16 protein-coding genes are annotated in these 17,124 nt (G+C 58.7%); 11 read left to right on the top strand and 5 right to left on the bottom strand.

What is annotated here, in order from left to right:
* Positions 1 to 6 precede the first annotated feature (6 nt).
* Positions 7 to 927: a zinc ABC transporter substrate-binding protein gene (locus tag BLU75_RS22365; protein WP_172832085.1), complete on the top strand. Its 921-nt coding sequence runs from the start codon at positions 7 to 9 to the stop codon at positions 925 to 927.
* Positions 928 to 1,076: 149 nt separating this feature from the next.
* Here the strand turns inward: BLU75_RS22365 and BLU75_RS22360 are convergent, their stop codons facing one another.
* Together BLU75_RS22360 and BLU75_RS22355 are read right to left on the bottom strand one after the other, a co-directional pair.
* Positions 1,077 to 2,030, bottom strand: a complete 954-nt coding sequence (locus BLU75_RS22360) for a homoserine kinase (protein ID WP_084378444.1) — start codon at positions 2,028 to 2,030, stop codon at positions 1,077 to 1,079.
* 56 nt (positions 2,031 to 2,086) lie between these two features.
* Complete coding sequence (locus tag BLU75_RS22355) at positions 2,087 to 2,377, bottom strand: DUF2782 domain-containing protein (RefSeq protein ID WP_084378445.1); 291 nt, start codon at positions 2,375 to 2,377, stop codon at positions 2,087 to 2,089.
* Positions 2,378 to 2,451: 74 nt separating this feature from the next.
* Between BLU75_RS22355 and polA the strand changes: the two genes are divergently transcribed.
* Positions 2,452 to 5,259 carry a DNA polymerase I gene (gene polA, locus BLU75_RS22350; RefSeq protein ID WP_084378446.1) on the top strand — a complete coding sequence of 936 codons (2,808 nt, stop codon included), beginning with the start codon at positions 2,452 to 2,454 and terminating at the stop codon, positions 5,257 to 5,259.
* 265 nt (positions 5,260 to 5,524) lie between these two features.
* Here the strand turns inward: polA and yihA are convergent, their stop codons facing one another.
* Complete coding sequence (yihA, locus tag BLU75_RS22345; RefSeq protein ID WP_084378447.1) at positions 5,525 to 6,166, bottom strand: ribosome biogenesis GTP-binding protein YihA/YsxC; 642 nt, start codon at positions 6,164 to 6,166, stop codon at positions 5,525 to 5,527.
* 192 nt (positions 6,167 to 6,358) lie between these two features.
* Here yihA and BLU75_RS22340 point away from each other — a divergent pair, with 192 nt between their 5' ends.
* The 6 genes from BLU75_RS22340 to BLU75_RS22315 all read left to right on the top strand — a co-directional run bounded on the left by BLU75_RS22340 (position 6,359) and on the right by BLU75_RS22315 (position 11,994).
* Positions 6,359 to 6,649 carry a c-type cytochrome gene (locus BLU75_RS22340; protein WP_084378448.1) on the top strand — a complete coding sequence of 97 codons (291 nt, stop codon included), beginning with the start codon at positions 6,359 to 6,361 and terminating at the stop codon, positions 6,647 to 6,649.
* Between the two features lie 46 nt (positions 6,650 to 6,695).
* Positions 6,696 to 7,310, top strand: a complete 615-nt coding sequence (locus tag BLU75_RS22335) for a c-type cytochrome (RefSeq protein WP_084378449.1) — start codon at positions 6,696 to 6,698, stop codon at positions 7,308 to 7,310.
* Positions 7,311 to 7,509: 199 nt separating this feature from the next.
* Entirely contained in the window at positions 7,510 to 8,145 is a 636-nt protein-coding gene (gene dsbA / locus BLU75_RS22330; protein WP_084378450.1) for a thiol:disulfide interchange protein DsbA, read from the top strand.
* Between the two features lie 10 nt (positions 8,146 to 8,155).
* On the top strand, positions 8,156 to 9,034 hold the full coding sequence (locus BLU75_RS22325) for an endonuclease/exonuclease/phosphatase family protein (RefSeq protein WP_084378451.1): 879 nt from the start codon (positions 8,156 to 8,158) through the stop codon (positions 9,032 to 9,034).
* Positions 9,031 to 11,118 carry a GGDEF domain-containing protein gene (locus BLU75_RS22320; protein WP_084378452.1) on the top strand — a complete coding sequence of 696 codons (2,088 nt, stop codon included), beginning with the start codon at positions 9,031 to 9,033 and terminating at the stop codon, positions 11,116 to 11,118. The genes BLU75_RS22325 and BLU75_RS22320 overlap by 4 nt, the downstream gene beginning before the upstream one ends.
* 99 nt (positions 11,119 to 11,217) lie before the next feature.
* Positions 11,218 to 11,994: an N-acetylmuramoyl-L-alanine amidase gene (locus BLU75_RS22315; protein WP_084378485.1), complete on the top strand. Its 777-nt coding sequence runs from the start codon at positions 11,218 to 11,220 to the stop codon at positions 11,992 to 11,994.
* 31 nt (positions 11,995 to 12,025) lie between these two features.
* Here BLU75_RS22315 and BLU75_RS22310 read toward each other — a convergent pair whose 3' ends face one another.
* Complete coding sequence (locus tag BLU75_RS22310) at positions 12,026 to 13,813, bottom strand: KinB sensor domain-containing domain (protein ID WP_084378453.1); 1,788 nt, start codon at positions 13,811 to 13,813, stop codon at positions 12,026 to 12,028.
* Between the two features lie 10 nt (positions 13,814 to 13,823).
* Positions 13,824 to 15,170 (bottom strand): sigma-54-dependent response regulator transcription factor AlgB, encoded by a 1,347-nt coding sequence (algB, locus tag BLU75_RS22305; RefSeq protein WP_084378454.1) that lies wholly within the window; start codon positions 15,168 to 15,170, stop codon positions 13,824 to 13,826.
* 389 nt (positions 15,171 to 15,559) lie between these two features.
* On the opposite strand from algB, the gene BLU75_RS22300 reads away from it, so the two are divergent.
* The 3 genes from BLU75_RS22300 to BLU75_RS22290 all read left to right on the top strand — a co-directional run bounded on the left by BLU75_RS22300 (position 15,560) and on the right by BLU75_RS22290 (position 16,553).
* Positions 15,560 to 15,841 (top strand): hypothetical protein, encoded by a 282-nt coding sequence (locus tag BLU75_RS22300; protein ID WP_084378455.1) that lies wholly within the window; start codon positions 15,560 to 15,562, stop codon positions 15,839 to 15,841.
* 78 nt (positions 15,842 to 15,919) lie between these two features.
* Entirely contained in the window at positions 15,920 to 16,084 is a 165-nt protein-coding gene (locus BLU75_RS22295) for a DUF1328 domain-containing protein (protein WP_084378456.1), read from the top strand.
* A 1-nt stretch (position 16,085) separates the two neighbouring features.
* The gene (locus tag BLU75_RS22290; RefSeq protein WP_084378457.1) at positions 16,086 to 16,553 is read left to right on the top strand and encodes an inhibitor of vertebrate lysozyme family protein; all 468 of its coding nucleotides are present in this window, start codon (positions 16,086 to 16,088) and stop codon (positions 16,551 to 16,553) included.
* Positions 16,554 to 17,124 lie beyond the last annotated feature (571 nt).

Genomic DNA, 17,124 nt, shown 5'->3' with positions numbered 1-17,124 from the left:
CTCATCGTGTCCCGACTTTTTCCCGCTTTTGTCGTATTTGTCACCAGTTTATTGATGACCGGTGCCGTCCAGGCCGAGGTCCGGGTGCTTACCAGCATCAAGCCCCTGCAGCTGATCGCTGCCGCGGTGCAGGACGGTGTCGCGGTTCCACAGGTGTTGCTGCTGCCGGGCGCATCGCCGCACAACTACGCGTTACGACCTTCCGACGTACGGCGTGTGCAGTCATTCGAGCTGCTGTATTGGATTGGCCCGGACATGGAAGGCTTCTTGCCGCGTGTATTGAAGGGCCGTAATTTGCCGACGGTGGCGGTGCAGGACCTTCCCGGCATGAAGCTTCGCCATTTTGCCGAAGATAACCATTCCCACGGCGAAGGAGCCGACGACCATGATCACGCTCATCGTCCGGGTAGCCTGGATGCGCATTTGTGGCTGTCGCCGGTCAATGCGCGGGTGATCGCCACCCGGATGGCGGCGGATTTGAGCGCCGCCGATCCGGCCAATGCGGCGCGTTACCAGAGCAATCTGCAAGCCTTCGACGGTCGTCTGGATGCTTTGGATGTGCGCTTGAAAGCGCGTCTGGCGAACGTCGCCGGGAAGCCCTACTTCGTGTTTCACGAGGCCTTCGATTACTTTGAAGACGCCTATGGGCTCAAGCACGTAGGCGTCTTCAGCGTGGCTCCGCAAGTGCAATCCGGCGCCCAGCATGTGGCGGCGATGCGCAAGCGTCTGGAGGACGTGGGCAAGACCTGCGTGTTCAGCGAGCCGCCGCTGCGCCCGCGTTTGGCTGAGACGCTGGTGGCCGGGTTGCCGGTGAAATTGGCGGAACTGGATGCGCTGGGCGGTTACACCCCGGCCACGGCCCAAGGGTATGAGCAATTGCTGGAAAAACTCGGCAATGATCTGGCCGGTTGCCTGGAATCCCTATAACAAACCTGTAGGCGCGAGCTTGCTCGCGAAGAACTTATAGGCGCTGCGCTTATCCAGGAAACACGCGTTATCGTTGACGTTTTTCGCGAGCAAGCTCGCTCCTGCAGAGAGCAGTCGCGAGCAAGTTCGGTCAAACAGGTGGCGCTGGGTTACAAGGCGAACGGCAGGTGCGTACTCACCTGCTGGCGCAGAGCCAAGCGCTGCTCGAACTCGGCCGGGTCATGAATCAGCACATCCTGGCCGGCAAAGGTCTCAGCGGCGATCAGGCGTGACAGCCAGAACCGCACACATGCCACCCGCAACATGCTTGGCCACAGCTCGGCCTCCTTGGCGGTAAACGGTCGCAGTGCTGCATAGGCGCCCAGCAGTGCGCGCGCCCGTTGGCCGTTGATCATGCCGTCGGCATCCGAACACCAGTCGTTCAGGGCAATCGCCACGTCATACAGCATCGGCCCGGAGCACGCGTTGTAGAAGTCGATCAGCCCGGTCAGGTGCGTGCCTTCGAACATCGCATTGTCGCGAAACAGGTCAGCGTGGATATTGGCCCGAGGCAACGCCAGGATCTGCTCCTTATGTGTCTGGATTTCATCCAGGGCAGCTTGCAGCAGGCTTTGCTGTTGCGCGCCGAGGTGCGAAATCAACCGCGAGCCCTCGTTGAGCATCCACTCCAGCCCGCGATCTGTCTTGCGTTCCAACACTTTGTCGCCTTGGGTCGCCAGGTGCAGATGGCCGAGCAACTCGCCCACTTGCACGCAGTGCTGGGCGTTGGCGTCCTGGATATGCTTGCCCGCCAGGCGCGGCTGCAACAACGCCGGTTTGCCGGCCAGCGTGCGTAAGGCCACGCCGTCGGTGGTGCGCAGAGCGTAGGGTACCGGCAAGTCGGCGTCGTGGAGGACGTCCAGCAACTCGATGAAGAACGGCATTTCCTGCACTGGACCGCGTTCAACCAGGGTCAGAACAAACTCGCCATGCTCCAGGCTGATAAAAAAATTGGTGTTTTCGCTACCAGCGGCGATTCCCTGGAAGTCAAGCAGGCGGCCGAGCCCGTAAGGAGCAAGAAAGGTTTCCAGCTCGGACCGAGCCAGGGGGGTGAACACAGACATGGTTAAAACTGCCAGTACGGGCGCTGCGGGCCGCAGCGCCAATTGAAATTAAGAAATCATTTCCATTCGAAAATCTTCCATGACGGGATCAGCATATCCGGCTGGTCCGAGCGGATGAAGTTTGCATCGGTTCCGTCCGCACGCACCAGGAAGTACGGTGGCGCGCCTTTGGGCGTTACCTTGATTGCGTACAGAAATCCGTTCTGACGGTATTCGCGGATCTCCTTGTCGCCTTCGGTGCGGATGGTAACGTCCGGGTCACCCGAAGGGGCAGTATCCGCCGCCATGGCGGCGATGGGAGAGAATGCAATCAAACCGGTCAACAGCAGGCGATTGAATGTACGCATGATAACCTTGTCCCTTTGTCGTCATTGGTCCGGCTATTCTAGCGCCTGACCCGCCGAAAAGGTTGATCCTGCTCATGAGCCAAGCCCCCCTCGTCCTGGTGGACGGTTCTTCATACCTGTATCGCGCTTTCCACGCGCTGCCGCCGCTCACCACGTCCAAAGGCCTGCCGACCGGCGCGGTCAAGGGCGTGTTGAACATGCTCAAAAGCCTGCGCAAGCAATACCCGGACAGCCCGTTCGCGGTGGTGTTCGACGCCAAGGGCGGGACATTTCGCGATGATATGTACGCCGAATACAAGGCTAACCGCCCCAGTATGCCCGACGACATGCGCGTGCAAATCGAACCGCTGCACCAGAGCGTGATTGCCCTGGGCTTCCCGCTGCTGTGTGTCGAAGGCGTTGAAGCTGACGATGTGATCGGAACATTGGCCCGCAGCAGCGCGGCAGCCAGGCGACCGGTGGTGATCTCCACGGGTGACAAAGACATGGCGCAGCTTGTCGACGGGCACATTACCTTGGTCAATACCATGACGGGTAGTTCCATGGACGTTGACGGCGTAAAGGAGAAATTTGGGGTCGCTCCCGAGCAGATCATCGACTATCTGGCATTGATGGGCGATTCGTCCGACAACATTCCGGGTGTGCCGGGGATTGGTCCCAAGACGGCTTCCGGCTTGCTGGTGGGCGTCAATGGTGGCCTGAAAGAGCTTTATGAGCAGCTCGATATCGTCCCGACCCTGCCCATCCGCGGCGCCAAGACCTTGCCGGCCAAACTCGAAGAACATAAAGAGATGGCTTTCCTTTCCTATCAGTTGGCGACCATCAAGGTCGATGTACCGCTGGAGGTCGGGCTGGACGATCTACATTTGATCGAGCCGGACCGCGAGAAGCTGCTTGAACTGTACACCTTGCTGGAGTTCAAGAGCTGGTACGAAGAGATTGCGCGTGATGCCAAGCGCGTCGAGCTGAAAGCGGCCGCCGAGGTCGCGCCGGTCCAGGCCTCTGTTGTGCCCGAAACTGTCGAGGCGGTGGCTTCGGTGGCCGTCGAGCCTCAGTACGAAACCATCCTTGATCAGGCGCGTTTCGACGCCTGGTTGAAGAAGCTCAATGACGCCAAGCTATTTGCCTTCGATACCGAAACCACCGGGCTCGACGCTCATCAAGCGCAGTTGGTGGGGGTGTCCTTTGCCGTACAAGCCAACGAAGCCGCCTATATCCCGCTGACCCATGCCTATATCGGCGTGCCGCAGCAACTGGACCGAGACACGGTGTTGCTGGCGTTGAAGCCGCTGCTGGAAGACCCGGAAAAGCTCAAGGTCGGCCAGCACGCCAAATTCGATATGAATATCCTGGCCAATTGCGCCATTGGTGGCGATCCGGCCTGCGGTATCAACGTGCGAGGCATTGCCTTCGACACCATGCTCGAATCCTACGTGTTGAACTCCACCGCGACTCGACATGACATGGACAGCCTGGCGAAGAAGTATTTGGAGCATGACACCGTCAGCTTCCAGGACATCGCCGGCAAGGGCGCCAAACAACTGACTTTCGACCAGATTCCTCTCGAGCTGGCCGGTCCGTATGCGGCAGAGGACGCTGATGTGACCCTGCGTTTGCACTTGGCGCTGCATGCGCAGCTCGCGGCGTTGCCGAGCCTGGCCAGCGTGCTGACCGATATCGAGATGCCATTGGTGCCCGTACTGGCGCGGATTGAACGCCAAGGGGCGTTGGTGGATGCCGATTTGCTGGGTGTCCAGAGTATTGAGCTGGGTAACAAAATGGTCGAGCTGGAGCGCCAGGCGTATGAAATCGCCGGGGAGCAGTTCAACCTCGGTTCGCCCAAGCAGTTGGGGGTGATTCTCTACGAAAAACTCGGCCTCCCGGTGCTCAAGAAGACCGGCAAGGGCCAGGCGTCCACGGCCGAGGAAGTGCTGGCCAAACTCGCCGAAGATGATTATCCGCTGCCCAAGGTACTGATGCAGTACCGCAGCATGAGCAAGCTGAAAAGCACCTACACCGACCGCCTGCCAGAACAGATCAACCCGCGGACCCGGCGGATTCACACCTCTTACCATCAGGCCGTGGCCGCTACCGGGCGCTTGTCGTCAAGCGATCCGAACCTGCAGAACATTCCGGTACGCACCGCCGAAGGTCGGCGGATCCGCCAGGCGTTCGTCGCGCCCAAGGGCTACAAGTTGTTGGCGGCAGACTATTCGCAGATTGAGCTGCGGATCATGGCACACCTGTCCAAGGATGAAGGTTTGCTGAATGCGTTCCGCGACAATCTGGATGTGCACACGGCCACGGCGGCCGAGGTGTTCAAGGTTGAACTGGGCGAAGTCACGTCCGACCAGCGCCGCAGCGCCAAGGCCATCAACTTCGGCCTGATCTACGGCATGGGTGCCCAGAAGCTGGGCAAGGACATCGGTGTCGATACTAAGACGGCCAAGGCTTATATCGACGTGTACTTCGCCCGTTATCCCGGGGTTCGCGAGTACATGGAGCGCACCCGCGCCCAGGCGTCTGATCAGGGTTATGTCGAAACACTGTTCGGGCGCCGATTGTATCTGCCGGATATCCATTCCAATAAACCCCAGGAGCGTGCCGGCGCAGAGCGTACGGCGATCAACGCGCCGATGCAGGGCACCGCGGCGGATATCATCAAGAAAGCGATGGTCAAGGTCGATAACTGGCTGACTGAATCAGCCCTGGATGCCAAGGTCATCCTGCAGGTACACGACGAATTGGTCGTCGAGGTGCGTGAAGACCTGGTGGCCGAAGTCAGCGAAAAAATCCGTGAGCACATGAGCGCCGCGGCGCAGTTGGATGTGCCACTGTTGGTTGAGGTCGGGGTAGGTAATAACTGGGACGAGGCGCACTAAGCGTGGACTTTTGCTGCGGCGCAATGCCGCAGCGGTTTTTTTTTGTCAGAAAAGGCCGGCAGTTATTTCCACTGGTTTTTTCGGGGGCCTGGAACTTAACCCATAAAAAGCCAGTCATAGGTACTGAATGGGTGGTGAAGCCCTTCAATGCTCCTATGTTGTGTTAAGTGTTGGCAGATATCTGGACCCCGCCTTAGCGGTCCGGAGCTTGGACCCCGAACTTCCCTCCCCATACGAAGTCCGGGGTTTTTTTTGTCCGGCGTTTTTATTCCGCCGCTTCGCTACCCTTGTCCGCCAGCTCCATCCAGCCCGCCAATACGGTGTAGGCATCTTCCAGGCCCATGCGCTTGGGGGCCGAGAACAGCTGGATAGTGATTGCGTCACCCCAACCCTTTCGAATCTCGGACTGCACCTTGAGCAAGGTGTTCTTCGCCGCGCCGTAGGTCAGTTTGTCGGCCTTGGTCAGCAGAATATGCATCGGCATGCCGCTGGCGACTGCCCAATCGAGCATCAGCAGGTCGAAGTCAGTCATTGGATGACGGATGTCCATCATCAAGATCAAACCCTTCAAACTCTCCCGGCCGCCCAGATAGGCTTCCAGGTGACGCTGCCAATGCAGCTTCAGCGGGATGGGGACTTTTGCATAACCGTAGCCCGGCAGGTCGACCAGACGCCGATCTTCGTCTAGCTTGAAGAAGTTGAGTAACTGTGTGCGTCCTGGCGTTTTCGAGGTGCGGGCCAGGCTGGCATGGGTCAGGGTGTTGAGCGCGCTGGATTTGCCAGCGTTGGAGCGTCCGGCGAAGGCAACTTCAAAGCCTTCGTCGTCCGGGCATTGGTCGACTTTGGCTGCGCTGAGCATGAAGGTGGACTGTTGGCACAGACCGAGGATGGGGTTCTTGAGTTGCATGGGATTTCCGATGTGGGCGGTGCCGGGAATGGGTGCGGCAAGTAGTGTCGTTTCCGTTTCAGTAGCGCCAGTATATAATGCCGCAGATTTTGTGTGTGCTTTGTCCCGGCGAAGGACGAAGTTCACGGGAGCGAAAGACCTTTATTGCGCATTAGAACGCAAAACGCTCCCAAACCCTGAAAAGGTCGATGTATGACCAGGTGGATGCTAGCTGTCGGTGTCCTGATGACGCTTGATTGCGCTCAGGCTACACAGGATCCGGACGCTGTGTACAACCGCGTTTGTGCGGCTTGTCATGCCGGACAGTTGCCAACGGCCCCGAAACGGGGTGATCGGGCAGCGTGGGCGCCGAGGCTGGCGCAAGGCATGGGTACGTTGGTGCAACATGTGACCCAGGGTTTCAAGGCGATGCCGCCGCGTGGTTTGTGCATGGACTGCAGTACCGAGGATTACCAGGCCATCATTGTTTTGATGAGCGAGTAGACCCGGTCCATAACTCTATAACCCTTAGCCGTAATTGGATTAGCTGATGAACAAATTGATCGTGAGTCTGCTGTTGACCTTGGGTATCACTGGTGTTGCCCATGCTGCAGGTGACGCTACTGCTGGCCAGGCGAAAGCCGCAGTATGTGGTGCCTGCCATGGACCGGATGGCAACAGTCCGGCACCAAATTTTCCAAAGCTGGCGGGCCAGGGTGAGCGTTACCTGACCAAGCAGCTGCACGATATCAAGGACGGCAAACGCACGGTGCTGGAAATGACCGGTTTGCTGACCAACCTCAATGATCAGGATCTGGCGGATATTGCGGCGTTCTACGCCAGCCAGACTGGCAGTGTGGGCGCTGCGGATCCCAAGCTTGTTGCTCGCGGCGAGAAGCTGTTCCGGGGCGGCGACCTTGATAAAGGTCTGCCGGCCTGTACCGGCTGCCACGCCCCGGACGGTTCGGGTAACGCTGCGGCGGGCTTCCCGCACCTGGGTGGCCAGCATGCCCAGTACATCGCGAAACAGTTGACTGATTTCCGCAAGGAAGAGGCCGGTCGAGCCAATGACGGCGATGCAATGACTATGCGTACCATCGCTCGCAAGCTGAGCGACGAAGACATTGCAGCGGTAGCCAGCTACATCCAGGGCCTGCACAAATAAGCCGTGGATGATATGTCCCGCCGGGCGATGTGGCTCGCGCAACGTTAACGCTCGATTAATCTGTCGATGCGAGCATAAAAAGGGTGGCTTCGGCCGCCCTTTTTTGTACCTGCTACCGTTACACTAACGAACTCATGCCCGTGTAGACCTGTCTTAAATAAGGTCGCGCGAGGCGACCTTATTTGTTCAGGAGTAAAGCATGCGTAATCTGATCCTCAGCGCCGCTCTCGTCAGTGCCAGTCTCTTCGGCATGACCGCGCAAGCCGCCGATGTGCCGCTTGAAGCGGGTAAAACCTATGTTGAGTTGGCCAACCCGGTACCGGTTTCCGTGCCGGGCAAGATCGAGGTTGTCGAGCTGTTCTGGTATGGCTGCCCGCATTGCTACTCGTTTGAACCAACCATTAACCCGTGGGCCGAGAAGCTGCCCGCGGACGTGAACTTCAAGCGTATTCCCGCCATGTTCGGCGGTCCCTGGGATGCACATGGCCAGATGTTCCTGACCCTGGAAGCCATGGGTGTCGAGCACAAGGTACATAACGCGGTGTTCGAAGCGATTCAGAAGGATCGCAAGCCGCTGACCAAGCCGGAGCAGATGGCGGACTTCCTCGCCACTCAGGGCGTGGACAAGGAAAAATTCCTCGCAACCTTCAACTCCTTCGCTATTCAGGGCCAGATCAAACAGGCCAAGGAACTCGCACAGAAATACGGCGTGCAAGGTGTTCCAACCCTGATCGTCAACGGCAAATACCGCTTCGACCTCGGGACTTCCGGCGGTCCTGAGCAGACGCTCAACGTTGCCGACCAGTTGATCGCCAAAGAGCGCGCAGCCGAGTAAGGGGCTTTCCATGCGTCGCTGGGGTACCGAACGGTTGGTTGGCCTGCATGACCCGCAGGTCAACGAGCACCATCTGGAATCCACGGGCTTGCCGGCAGACAGCCGGCTGCGGCTGTTGAGTTTCAATATCCAGGTGGGGATCAGTACCGAGAAGTACCGGCATTATCTGACCCGTGGCTGGCAGCATTTGCTGCCCCACAACGGTCGGGCCAGTAATCTGCAGAAGATTGGCGACTTGCTGGGTGACTTCGATCTGGTAGCCCTGCAGGAGGCCGATGGCGGCAGCCTGCGTTCCGGCTATGTCAATCAGGTCGAGCACCTGGCCCAGCTCGGCGCATTTCCTTACTGGTATCAACAACTCAATCGCAACCTCGGAAAGCTCGGTCAGCACAGCAATGGCGTGCTCAGTCGCCTGAAACCCTGGGCGATCGAGGATCATCCGTTACCGGGCCCCAAGGGCCGGGGTGCGATTCTCGTGCGCTTTGGCGAGGGGCCCGAGGCGCTTGTCGTGGTGATGATGCATCTGGCGCTCGGGGCTCGTACCCGTACTCTGCAGTTGGCTTATATCCGTGAGCTGATTGGCAACTATAAACACCAGGTGCTGATGGGAGACATGAATACCCATGCCAGCGACCTGCTGCAGAATTCCCCGTTGCGCGATCTCGGACTGCTGGCTCCTCAGGTCGAAGCCACTTTTCCCAGCTGGCGCCCGCAACGTTGTCTTGATCACATCCTGCTGAGCCCCACCTTGACCCTGGAAAGTGTTCAGGTGCTGGCGCAACCCATTTCCGATCACCTGCCGGTTGCGGTAGAGATTCGTCTGCCGGGTTCGCTCACGGTGGATGCATTGCCCGCGTTGAGCCCCGGCCCTCGCGGACCTCTTGCATGAGCGACGACGCCCAGCGCTGGAAAGAAAAATACCTGTTAAGTCTCGAGCAACAAGAAAAGGTCGAGCGGCGTTGGGCTGCGCGCCTCGACCTGCTGCGCCGTGGCCTGGTGCGCAGCACGTTGGCGGCCGAGGGGACTGATCGAGCTGTTGACCAGTGCATGAAAGAGATGCGCGATGTCGTGCGTACCGATGATATGGACGCCGCGTTGGCCGCGTTGTTGCCGCGCCTGGAAAAGGCGGTGTTGGACTCAGAGCACCGTCGGGAAGTGCGCGTTGATCAGACCAGCGCGGCGCTGACGGCATTGGTGGCCCAGTTACAGGCGTTGCCGTTGCCTCGGGAAGTGAGTCGCCCGCTGAAGAGCTTTGCCAAACAATTGGACAGCCGCGTCGGTCAGGCGCGTGAAATTCCGCTGTTGCTCGGCGAGTTGAGTGACCTCCAGGGCCAGGCCTTGAAGAATCTCGAAGCGCAGGACGAGCCCGGTCGTCCGGGGTTGCTACAGCGCTGGTTTGGCGCCAGAGAAACGGCTGGAGACTTCGCGGCCGGCGAACCGACTGTTTCTTCACCGCCGCCAGTGGGGAAACCTGCCGCCAGGCCGGGCGCTGTCCCGGTGCCGGTCCAGCCACCAGCGGCTGGCGTGGAAACCCCGGAACTGACTGAGGCGCTGCGTGCTTTTGCTCCACTCCCGCTGGCCGACGCGACGCCTGCTACCGAAACCCCGGATGAGGTGATCAGCGCACCCGTGACGAAGGCCATTGAGGTCGGCAGTCAAGCGTTGGTGTCGCCGTCCGTTTCAGTGGCCCCGGCAACCGTTACCGAAGCACCTGTTCACATGGTCCAAGCGCCAGAAACACCGCTCATCGAGAGCGTGACTGCCGCACCGATCGAGCCTGTGGTCAGCGCGAAGGTGATGGTGCCGCCTGTCCCGACCAATGCACCGGAGCCTACGATCATCGGCAGCCTTTGCTTGCCGCCAGTGCTGGCCGTGGAGACCGATGAAGACGATCAGCAATATGCGCTTGCGGATTCTCCCGAACCTTCGTACAGCTCAGTCGCCAGGCACATCGAGAGCACGTTGCTCGGCCTTCTCGAGGACCTGGTCCTCTCCGAGCGTCATCGTCCTCAGGCTGAAGCGATGCGCGAGCGCCTGGCCCACGGGCTGAACTGGTATGAGCTGTTGCCGATCCTCGATGATCTGGCCGTACTGATGCTGGCCATCACCGACAGCGGGCAACATGAGTTCGAGGACTATCTCAAACGCCTCAATGACCGCCTCGAGGCATTCCAAAGCAACCTGAAGGCCGCCAGCGACGGACATGCCGACAACCGATCGGCGGCGCGGGAAATGGATACGCAAATCCGTGAACAGGTGGATGGCTTGCAAAGCAGCGTCCAGGACGCTGCAGACCTTGAGAGCCTCAAGCACGTGCTGGAGAACCATCTTGAAGGTTTGCTGGGGACCATGGATCAGCATCAGAAGCAGCGTGACCAGCGCGAACACGAGGTGGCCGCGCGCTTGCAGGGTTTGGCGGAGCGGGTCGCCAGTATGGAGCAAGAGGCCCAGGGTTATCGCGAACACCTGGAAGTGCAGCGCCAGAAAGCGCTGATCGACCCCCTGAGTGGATTGCCGAATCGTGCTGCCTGGAGCGAGCGCCTGGAGCATGAGGTCAATGTCTGGCACCAACATGGCAATAACCTGTCGCTGGCCATGCTGGATCTGGATCATTTCAAACGGATCAACGACAACTATGGCCATCTGGCCGGCGACAAAGTGTTGAAGATCATCGCCAATGTACTGGGCAAGTGTCTGCGACCTACTGACTTTATCGCGCGTTTTGGCGGTGAGGAGTTTGTTTTGCTGATGCCGGGCTCGACCTTGGGCGAGGCGGTGGCCGTGGGTGAGCGCCTGCGGTCGGCCATCGAGGCATGCCCGTTTCACTTCAAAGGCGAACGGGTGACAATCACCCTGTCCATCGGCATCGCACAGTTTCTACCCGGCGAGCGCAGTGATCTGGCGCTGAAACGTGCTGACGAGGCGTTGTACCGGGCCAAGGCCGCGGGGCGTAATCAGGTGCAGGCGGCCTGAAATTTGTGCCATTTTGTATAAATGATTGTATTTGGCCGCTGGCCGGCGAACGGTACGTTACACTGTTGCATTATCGTCTTAAGCGTACTGTTCCCTGCCATGAAATTTCTCTGCTCTGCCCTTCTGTTTCTGTTGCTCGCTGGTTGTGCAAGTGGTCCTCGCCTGAATACCAGCCACCCTTCGGTAAATTATGACGAGCGTGTCCAATTCGTCGTCGTTCATTACACCTCCACGTCCCTCGAGCGTTCGCTGGCATTATTGACCCATGGTCAGGTCAGCAGTCACTACCTGATTGGCGATGATGCCTCGGCCACCATTTACAAACTGGTGGATGAAAGCAAGCGCGCGTGGCATGCAGGAGAAAGTGAATGGATGGGCCGCACCTGGCTCAACTCCAGCTCCATCGGTATCGAGATCGTCAATCAAGGGTACCGTGATACGCCGACCGGGCGTGTCTGGTATCCGTATTCCGAAGCGCAGGTTCAGTCGCTGGTGACGTTGCTCAAGGACATCAGCAAGCGCAACAAGATCGACCCGCGCTATATCATCGGTCACAGCGATATTGCCCCCCTGCGCAAACTGGATCCGGGCCCTTTGTTCCCATGGAAACGCCTGGCTGATGAAGGGCTGGGTATCTGGCCGGATGCCAGCGCGGTGGCGCGCTATCAGGTGCAATACGCCGCCGATCTGCCGAGCATTACCTGGTTCCAGGAAGAGTTGGCGCGCTTGGGCTACCCGACGCCGCAGACGGGCGAGCTGGATGTGGCGACGCGTCATGTACTGGCAGCGTTCCAGATGCGTTTCCGGCCATCATTGTTTGACGGTACGCCGGACGCGGAGAGCGCAGCGATTCTGCGTGCCCTGAACCGTCGTTGAATACAGAAGCCGGTATGCCGGCTTCATCGATTCAAAGCGGCAACGCCATATAAAATTGGGTGCCCTGCCCTGGTCGCGAATAAACGCCCATGCGCCCGCCATGCAGTTGCACGATCTCTTTGCACAGCGCCAGGCCCAGGCCGGCGCCGCCTTTCTTGCGGCCCACTTGGACAAAGGGTTCGAAGATGCGTCCCTGCTGCCCATAAGCGATGCCCTCACCGTTGTCCTCAACGCTGACGATGACCCGCTCGCCATGACGACGCGCCTGCAGGCGAATTTGCCCGCCATCGGCGGTGTGGCGAAGGGCGTTGCCCAGGAGGTTGTCGAGTACCCGCTCCAGTTGTGCTTGATCGGCATGCAGCCTGGGCAGTCGTGGCTGGGCTTCTACCAACAGCTCAATGTTCTGCGCATTCGCGGGCTCGGTGAAGCGGGCGCGGGCATGCTCAAGCAAGTTATTGATATCGCAGGGTGCCAGCGTGAGTTTTTGCAGGCCGTTCTGGTAGCGGGAGAAATTGAGCAAATCGTTGATCAGTTGCATCAGGCGCTGCATTTCTTCATTGACCGTATTCAACAGGTCGGCTTCGCGAGACTCGGCGGGAAATTTCGCGCGTTCCTGGAACAGGCCGAACGCCATGTGCATGCCGGTGACCGGGGTGCGCAGCTCATGGGAGGCACGCAGTACAAACTCACTGCGCACGCGCTCGAAGGCGCGTTGTTCGGTGACGTCATGCAGTACCATCACGGCGCCCAGGATATGGCCCTGGGTATGACTGACCGGTGTCAGGCTGTACGTCAGCAAGCGCGATTCGCCCTCCACTTCCACTGCAAGGTCTTCAGGGTCTCGCTCCAGGTTGCCGCCGCGCAACACCAACTGCAGCTGTTCATCCAGCTCCGGGCGCCCGAGTGCTTCAGCCAGCCCCTGGCCCAGGCGGTTTTCGTCCCAGCCCAATTGGCGCTGTGCCACGGGGTTGAGATGCTCCAGCTGGCCCTGGCGATCAATCATCAACAAGCCATCATCAATACTGTCAAGCACGGCCTGCAGGCGCTGCTGGCCTGCGAGCAGCTCATTGACGTTGGTGGCCTGGTGCTGGCGCAAGGCTTCGGCCATGAGGCCGAAGCGTCGGGTCAGCAAATTCATTTCTACTGCCGATGAGATGGGCAGTGTCACCTCAAAATTGCCTTGGCCGATTTTGTCGGCGGCCTTGGCCAGTGCCTCGATTGGTCCGCCAAAACGCTGGGCGATGCCATGGGCGGTGATAAAGCCGATGATCAGTACTGCCAGCCCTACCAGCCCCAACAGAGCGGCAACCCACAGCGCACGCTCCCGGGACCGGCGCTCGGTGGCGTTGATATTTTCCAGCGCTCTTTTGTGTTCGCCGATCAAACCATTGCGCAATACGTTGAAACTGACCGTCAGTTTCTCGTCATTGCGCAGGTTTGGTTGCGTGCTTTTACTTTCTTCGAACGCTTGCCAAAACCTCAGATAGTTGACTTTGGCTTGGGTGAAACCACGGTTGCTGGTGTCTTTTTTCTCATGCTCGACGCCTTGGTCCAACACCGTGAGGTAGTACTGTCGGGCGGCTTGCAGCTTGGCCGGGTCTGGTTTCTCCTTGAGCATCAGCATCAGTTGGTCGCCTAGGGACTGGCGCAACTTGAGTCCCAGGTCGAGGGTGATGAAGTTGTTGCGGATCAATGATTCCTGGCTATGGGCCATTTGCATGACGCTGACCAGGCCCAGCAGTAAGCCGAGCAGGGCCACGGTGATCAGCGCTGAAATACTCAGGAACAACCGAGTGCGCAGTTTCATCGCCAGCTTCATAAGGTGCTGCTCACAGGTTGTATTGTTTACGTTTGCGATACAGCGTCGACGCGTCAATGCCGAGGGTTCTGGCCGCCTGATCAAGGGTGTCGCTGGTGGCGAGAACCGCGCCGATATGCGCTTTCTCCAGCTCATCCAGGCTTAAGGCCGCCCCGATGCGTGGTGAGTTGTTGGTGGATTGCTCGGCCATCCCCAAGTGGCTGATTTCGACCTTTTCCTGAGCGCAGATGATGCTGGCGCGCTCCACCACATTGCGCAGCTCGCGGATATTACCCGGCCACCGATAGTTGAGCAGCGCCTCTCGTGCCTCATCGCTGAAGCCTCGCGCCGGCCGCGCATACTCTTTGACGAAGCGCGCCAGGAAGCGGTCGGCCAGCGTGAGAATGTCTTCGCTGCGCTCGCGCAAAGGCGGCAAGTGCAAGGTGATGACATTGAGGCGATACAGCAAGTCTTCGCGAAAGCGTCCGTCGCGGACCATGTCTTCCAGATTCAGGTTGGTGGCTGCCAGGATGCGTACATCGGCGCGGCGCGTGACCGGATCACCGACTCGTTCATATTCCTTGTCCTGAATAAAACGCAGCAACTTGGGTTGCAGGGTCAGAGGGAAATCGCCGATTTCGTCGAGAAACAGCGTACCGCCATCCGCTTGGTTGACGCGGCCCAAGGTGCTTTCGCTGGCCCCAGTGAAGGCGCCGCGGCTGTGGCCGAATAGTTCGCTTTCCATCAGCTCTGCGGTCAGTGACGGGCAATTGATGGTGACGCAGGATTTCTTCGCCCTTTTGCTCCAGCCATGAATCGCTCGGGCCAGTTCACCCTTACCGGTGCCGGACTCGCCGAGGATCAGAATATTGGCATCGGTGCTTGCCACCTGGCGGGCCGTCTCCAGTACCACCATCATTGCCGGGCTGTGAGAATCAAGGCCGTCCTTGGATTGACGCACGGCGCCTTCGAGCACTTCGAGACGTGCCGAGAGTTGGCGCACTTCCAATTGCTTGGCGGTCGCCAGGCGCAACTGGTCCGGGCTGCACGGCTTGACCAGGTAATCGGCGGCGCCGGCCTGTATCGCGTCCACGGCCGTATCCACTGCCGAGTGCGCGGTGACAATCACCACGCGCATCCACGGCGCCTGGATGCGCATTTGTGCCAGCACATCCAGGCCGTTGTCTTCGCCCAGGCGCAGATCCAGGAAGCACAGGTCGAACACTTGGCGTTGCAACAGCGCGTCAGCCTGGGCGGCACTGTTGGCAGTGGCTACGGTGTAGCCTTCATCTTCCAGGCAGTAGCGGAAAGTGCGAAGGATCGCCGATTCGTCGTCGACTAAAAGAATGCGGCCTTGTAGTTCCTTGGCTGATTCCATTTGTCCCGCGCTCCTTAAAAATGAATGATCTTGGTTAGTCCCGGAATAATCGGGCAAGTTGCATGGTTTATTCTGATTGATGCAAAGCGGTACCGCGCAACTATCTGCGCTTAGGCTGCCGGGGCTCGAGTCAGTGCGCTTTCCCACCTCCTGTCATTCTCTGGCAGTCAGATATCTGCGTCTTATCCCTTTGCCCGACCACTGGTCATCGTGCATTTCGCACGGCAAGGATAGGCGCATCGTGCAGGATGCTGGCGCGACAAAATACTCGAATATCATAACCTGCTGATTTTTATGATGTTTTCTCTCTATAGAAACTGGCACGCGCTCTGCACTATCTCTCATACAAGTGTCATTGACCGATAATCAGAATGCGGGAGAGATTCAGGATGACTCGCCAACGCCTCAACCAACTGCGTGTATCGCCACTGCGTCTGCAGCAAGGTCTCTTTGCAAGCCTGGCCTTGATGGTGACATTGATCGGTGGCCAACAGTTGCAGCGTTGGGAGCAGAGTCAGCACATCCCGCAAGTCGAGCATCCGGTCATGACCCAGAGCCATTTTCGTCCCGTTGGCAGCTACGATGCTGACGTGACGCCCCCGCGAATGATGGTGGTTGAACAGGACATTGCCCTGCACGATCAGCCTTACCAAGAACGTTGGGTGTTCTAGGCATCACCCTGGCGCTCGTAGCGGGCGACAGGATCTGCGCAGCTGTCATTCATAAGTAGAAGCGTAAGGAGAATCACCATGTTGAGTTGGGCAATCACATTCCTGATCATTGCCATTGTGGCTGCTGTCTTGGGCTTCGGTGGTATCGCGGGCACCGCCACGGGTATCGCCAAGATTCTCTTTGTCGTATTCCTGGTGATGTTCATCGTGTCTTTCTTCTTTGGTCGTCGCGGTCGAGGCTGACATGTTCGACTTTTCTCTGAAAGCCGTTGCTGCTGCCCTGTTGTTGGGCGGCAGTGGCTTGGCGATGGCCGCCAATGATGGTCAGTCCCGGGCCACCGAGCTGCTCAGCTCCGATGAGCAATACCGCGAGACCTGGAAGGACGTGGTGGAGAAGGAAGAGCGCTTGCCGGAATGGGTGATGAACCTCTCCGGTAGTGCTGAGCAAATGAATGCCGTGGAAGAGGATGGCGACAAATATTTGGTCGGGCCGCTCTGTGAAACCGCAGACACCTGCCTGAACAAACGCTTGATCGTTGCTTTCAGCTACGACAAGGAAGATGCCTACGCCATGTTGGTGGAAGTCCCGGCCGGTCTGCCGACTGACAAGTCGCCGACCCGGCATGCGACTTACCGTTTTATCGGTAAGCCAGACGAAGGCATGCAGGCGTTGCTGCGTGAACAACTGAAAAAAGATCCGAACTGGTATTAGGCTCGTTTGACGGACCTGATGCCTACGCACAGCGGTCGGTTACCGCCGTGCGTTTGTGCCACGGCATAACCGTGGTGCATGACCAGGGGGCCGGGTTGCTCTGATCAAGGTAGATTGGCGTGACCTACGGGGACAGGGAGTGCCTGCGCGAGGGCCGGGTCAGGAGAGTAAGCTGCGCCGCACGTTCGCGGGTCGAAATGACTTGTCGAACGTGCGGCGTACTTGCTGTGTTGGGTTTCTGCCTGATGCCGGCCATAGCTGAAAACTTCCAAATTTCTGTACTCCAACCGTTTCGCGGTGTTTCTGCGTGACCATCTATCGAGAAAATTTCCGCCTACCTCGAACTATTTTTCGAGGTATGCCTAGGAATTTTCGAGAGTTTTTCCTACATGGCAGAAAATTCCGAAAAACCCTGAGCGAGCCTGAAATGGCAGGTTCACGGCATGTATGCCTGACAGAATGTCGCATTTGAACTGACCGAGCAGACAGTTTTGTCTGAAAAAATCCATGCCGATTCGGCATGGGGTAGGCGTTTACGGCATTAGACGGCGCTCCCCCGCATCGCAATAGT

Source organism: Pseudomonas mucidolens (assembly GCF_900106045.1).
Classification (GTDB): Bacteria; Pseudomonadota; Gammaproteobacteria; order Pseudomonadales; family Pseudomonadaceae; genus Aquipseudomonas; species Aquipseudomonas mucidolens.
This window is presented reverse-complemented; position numbering and strand designations above follow the sequence as displayed.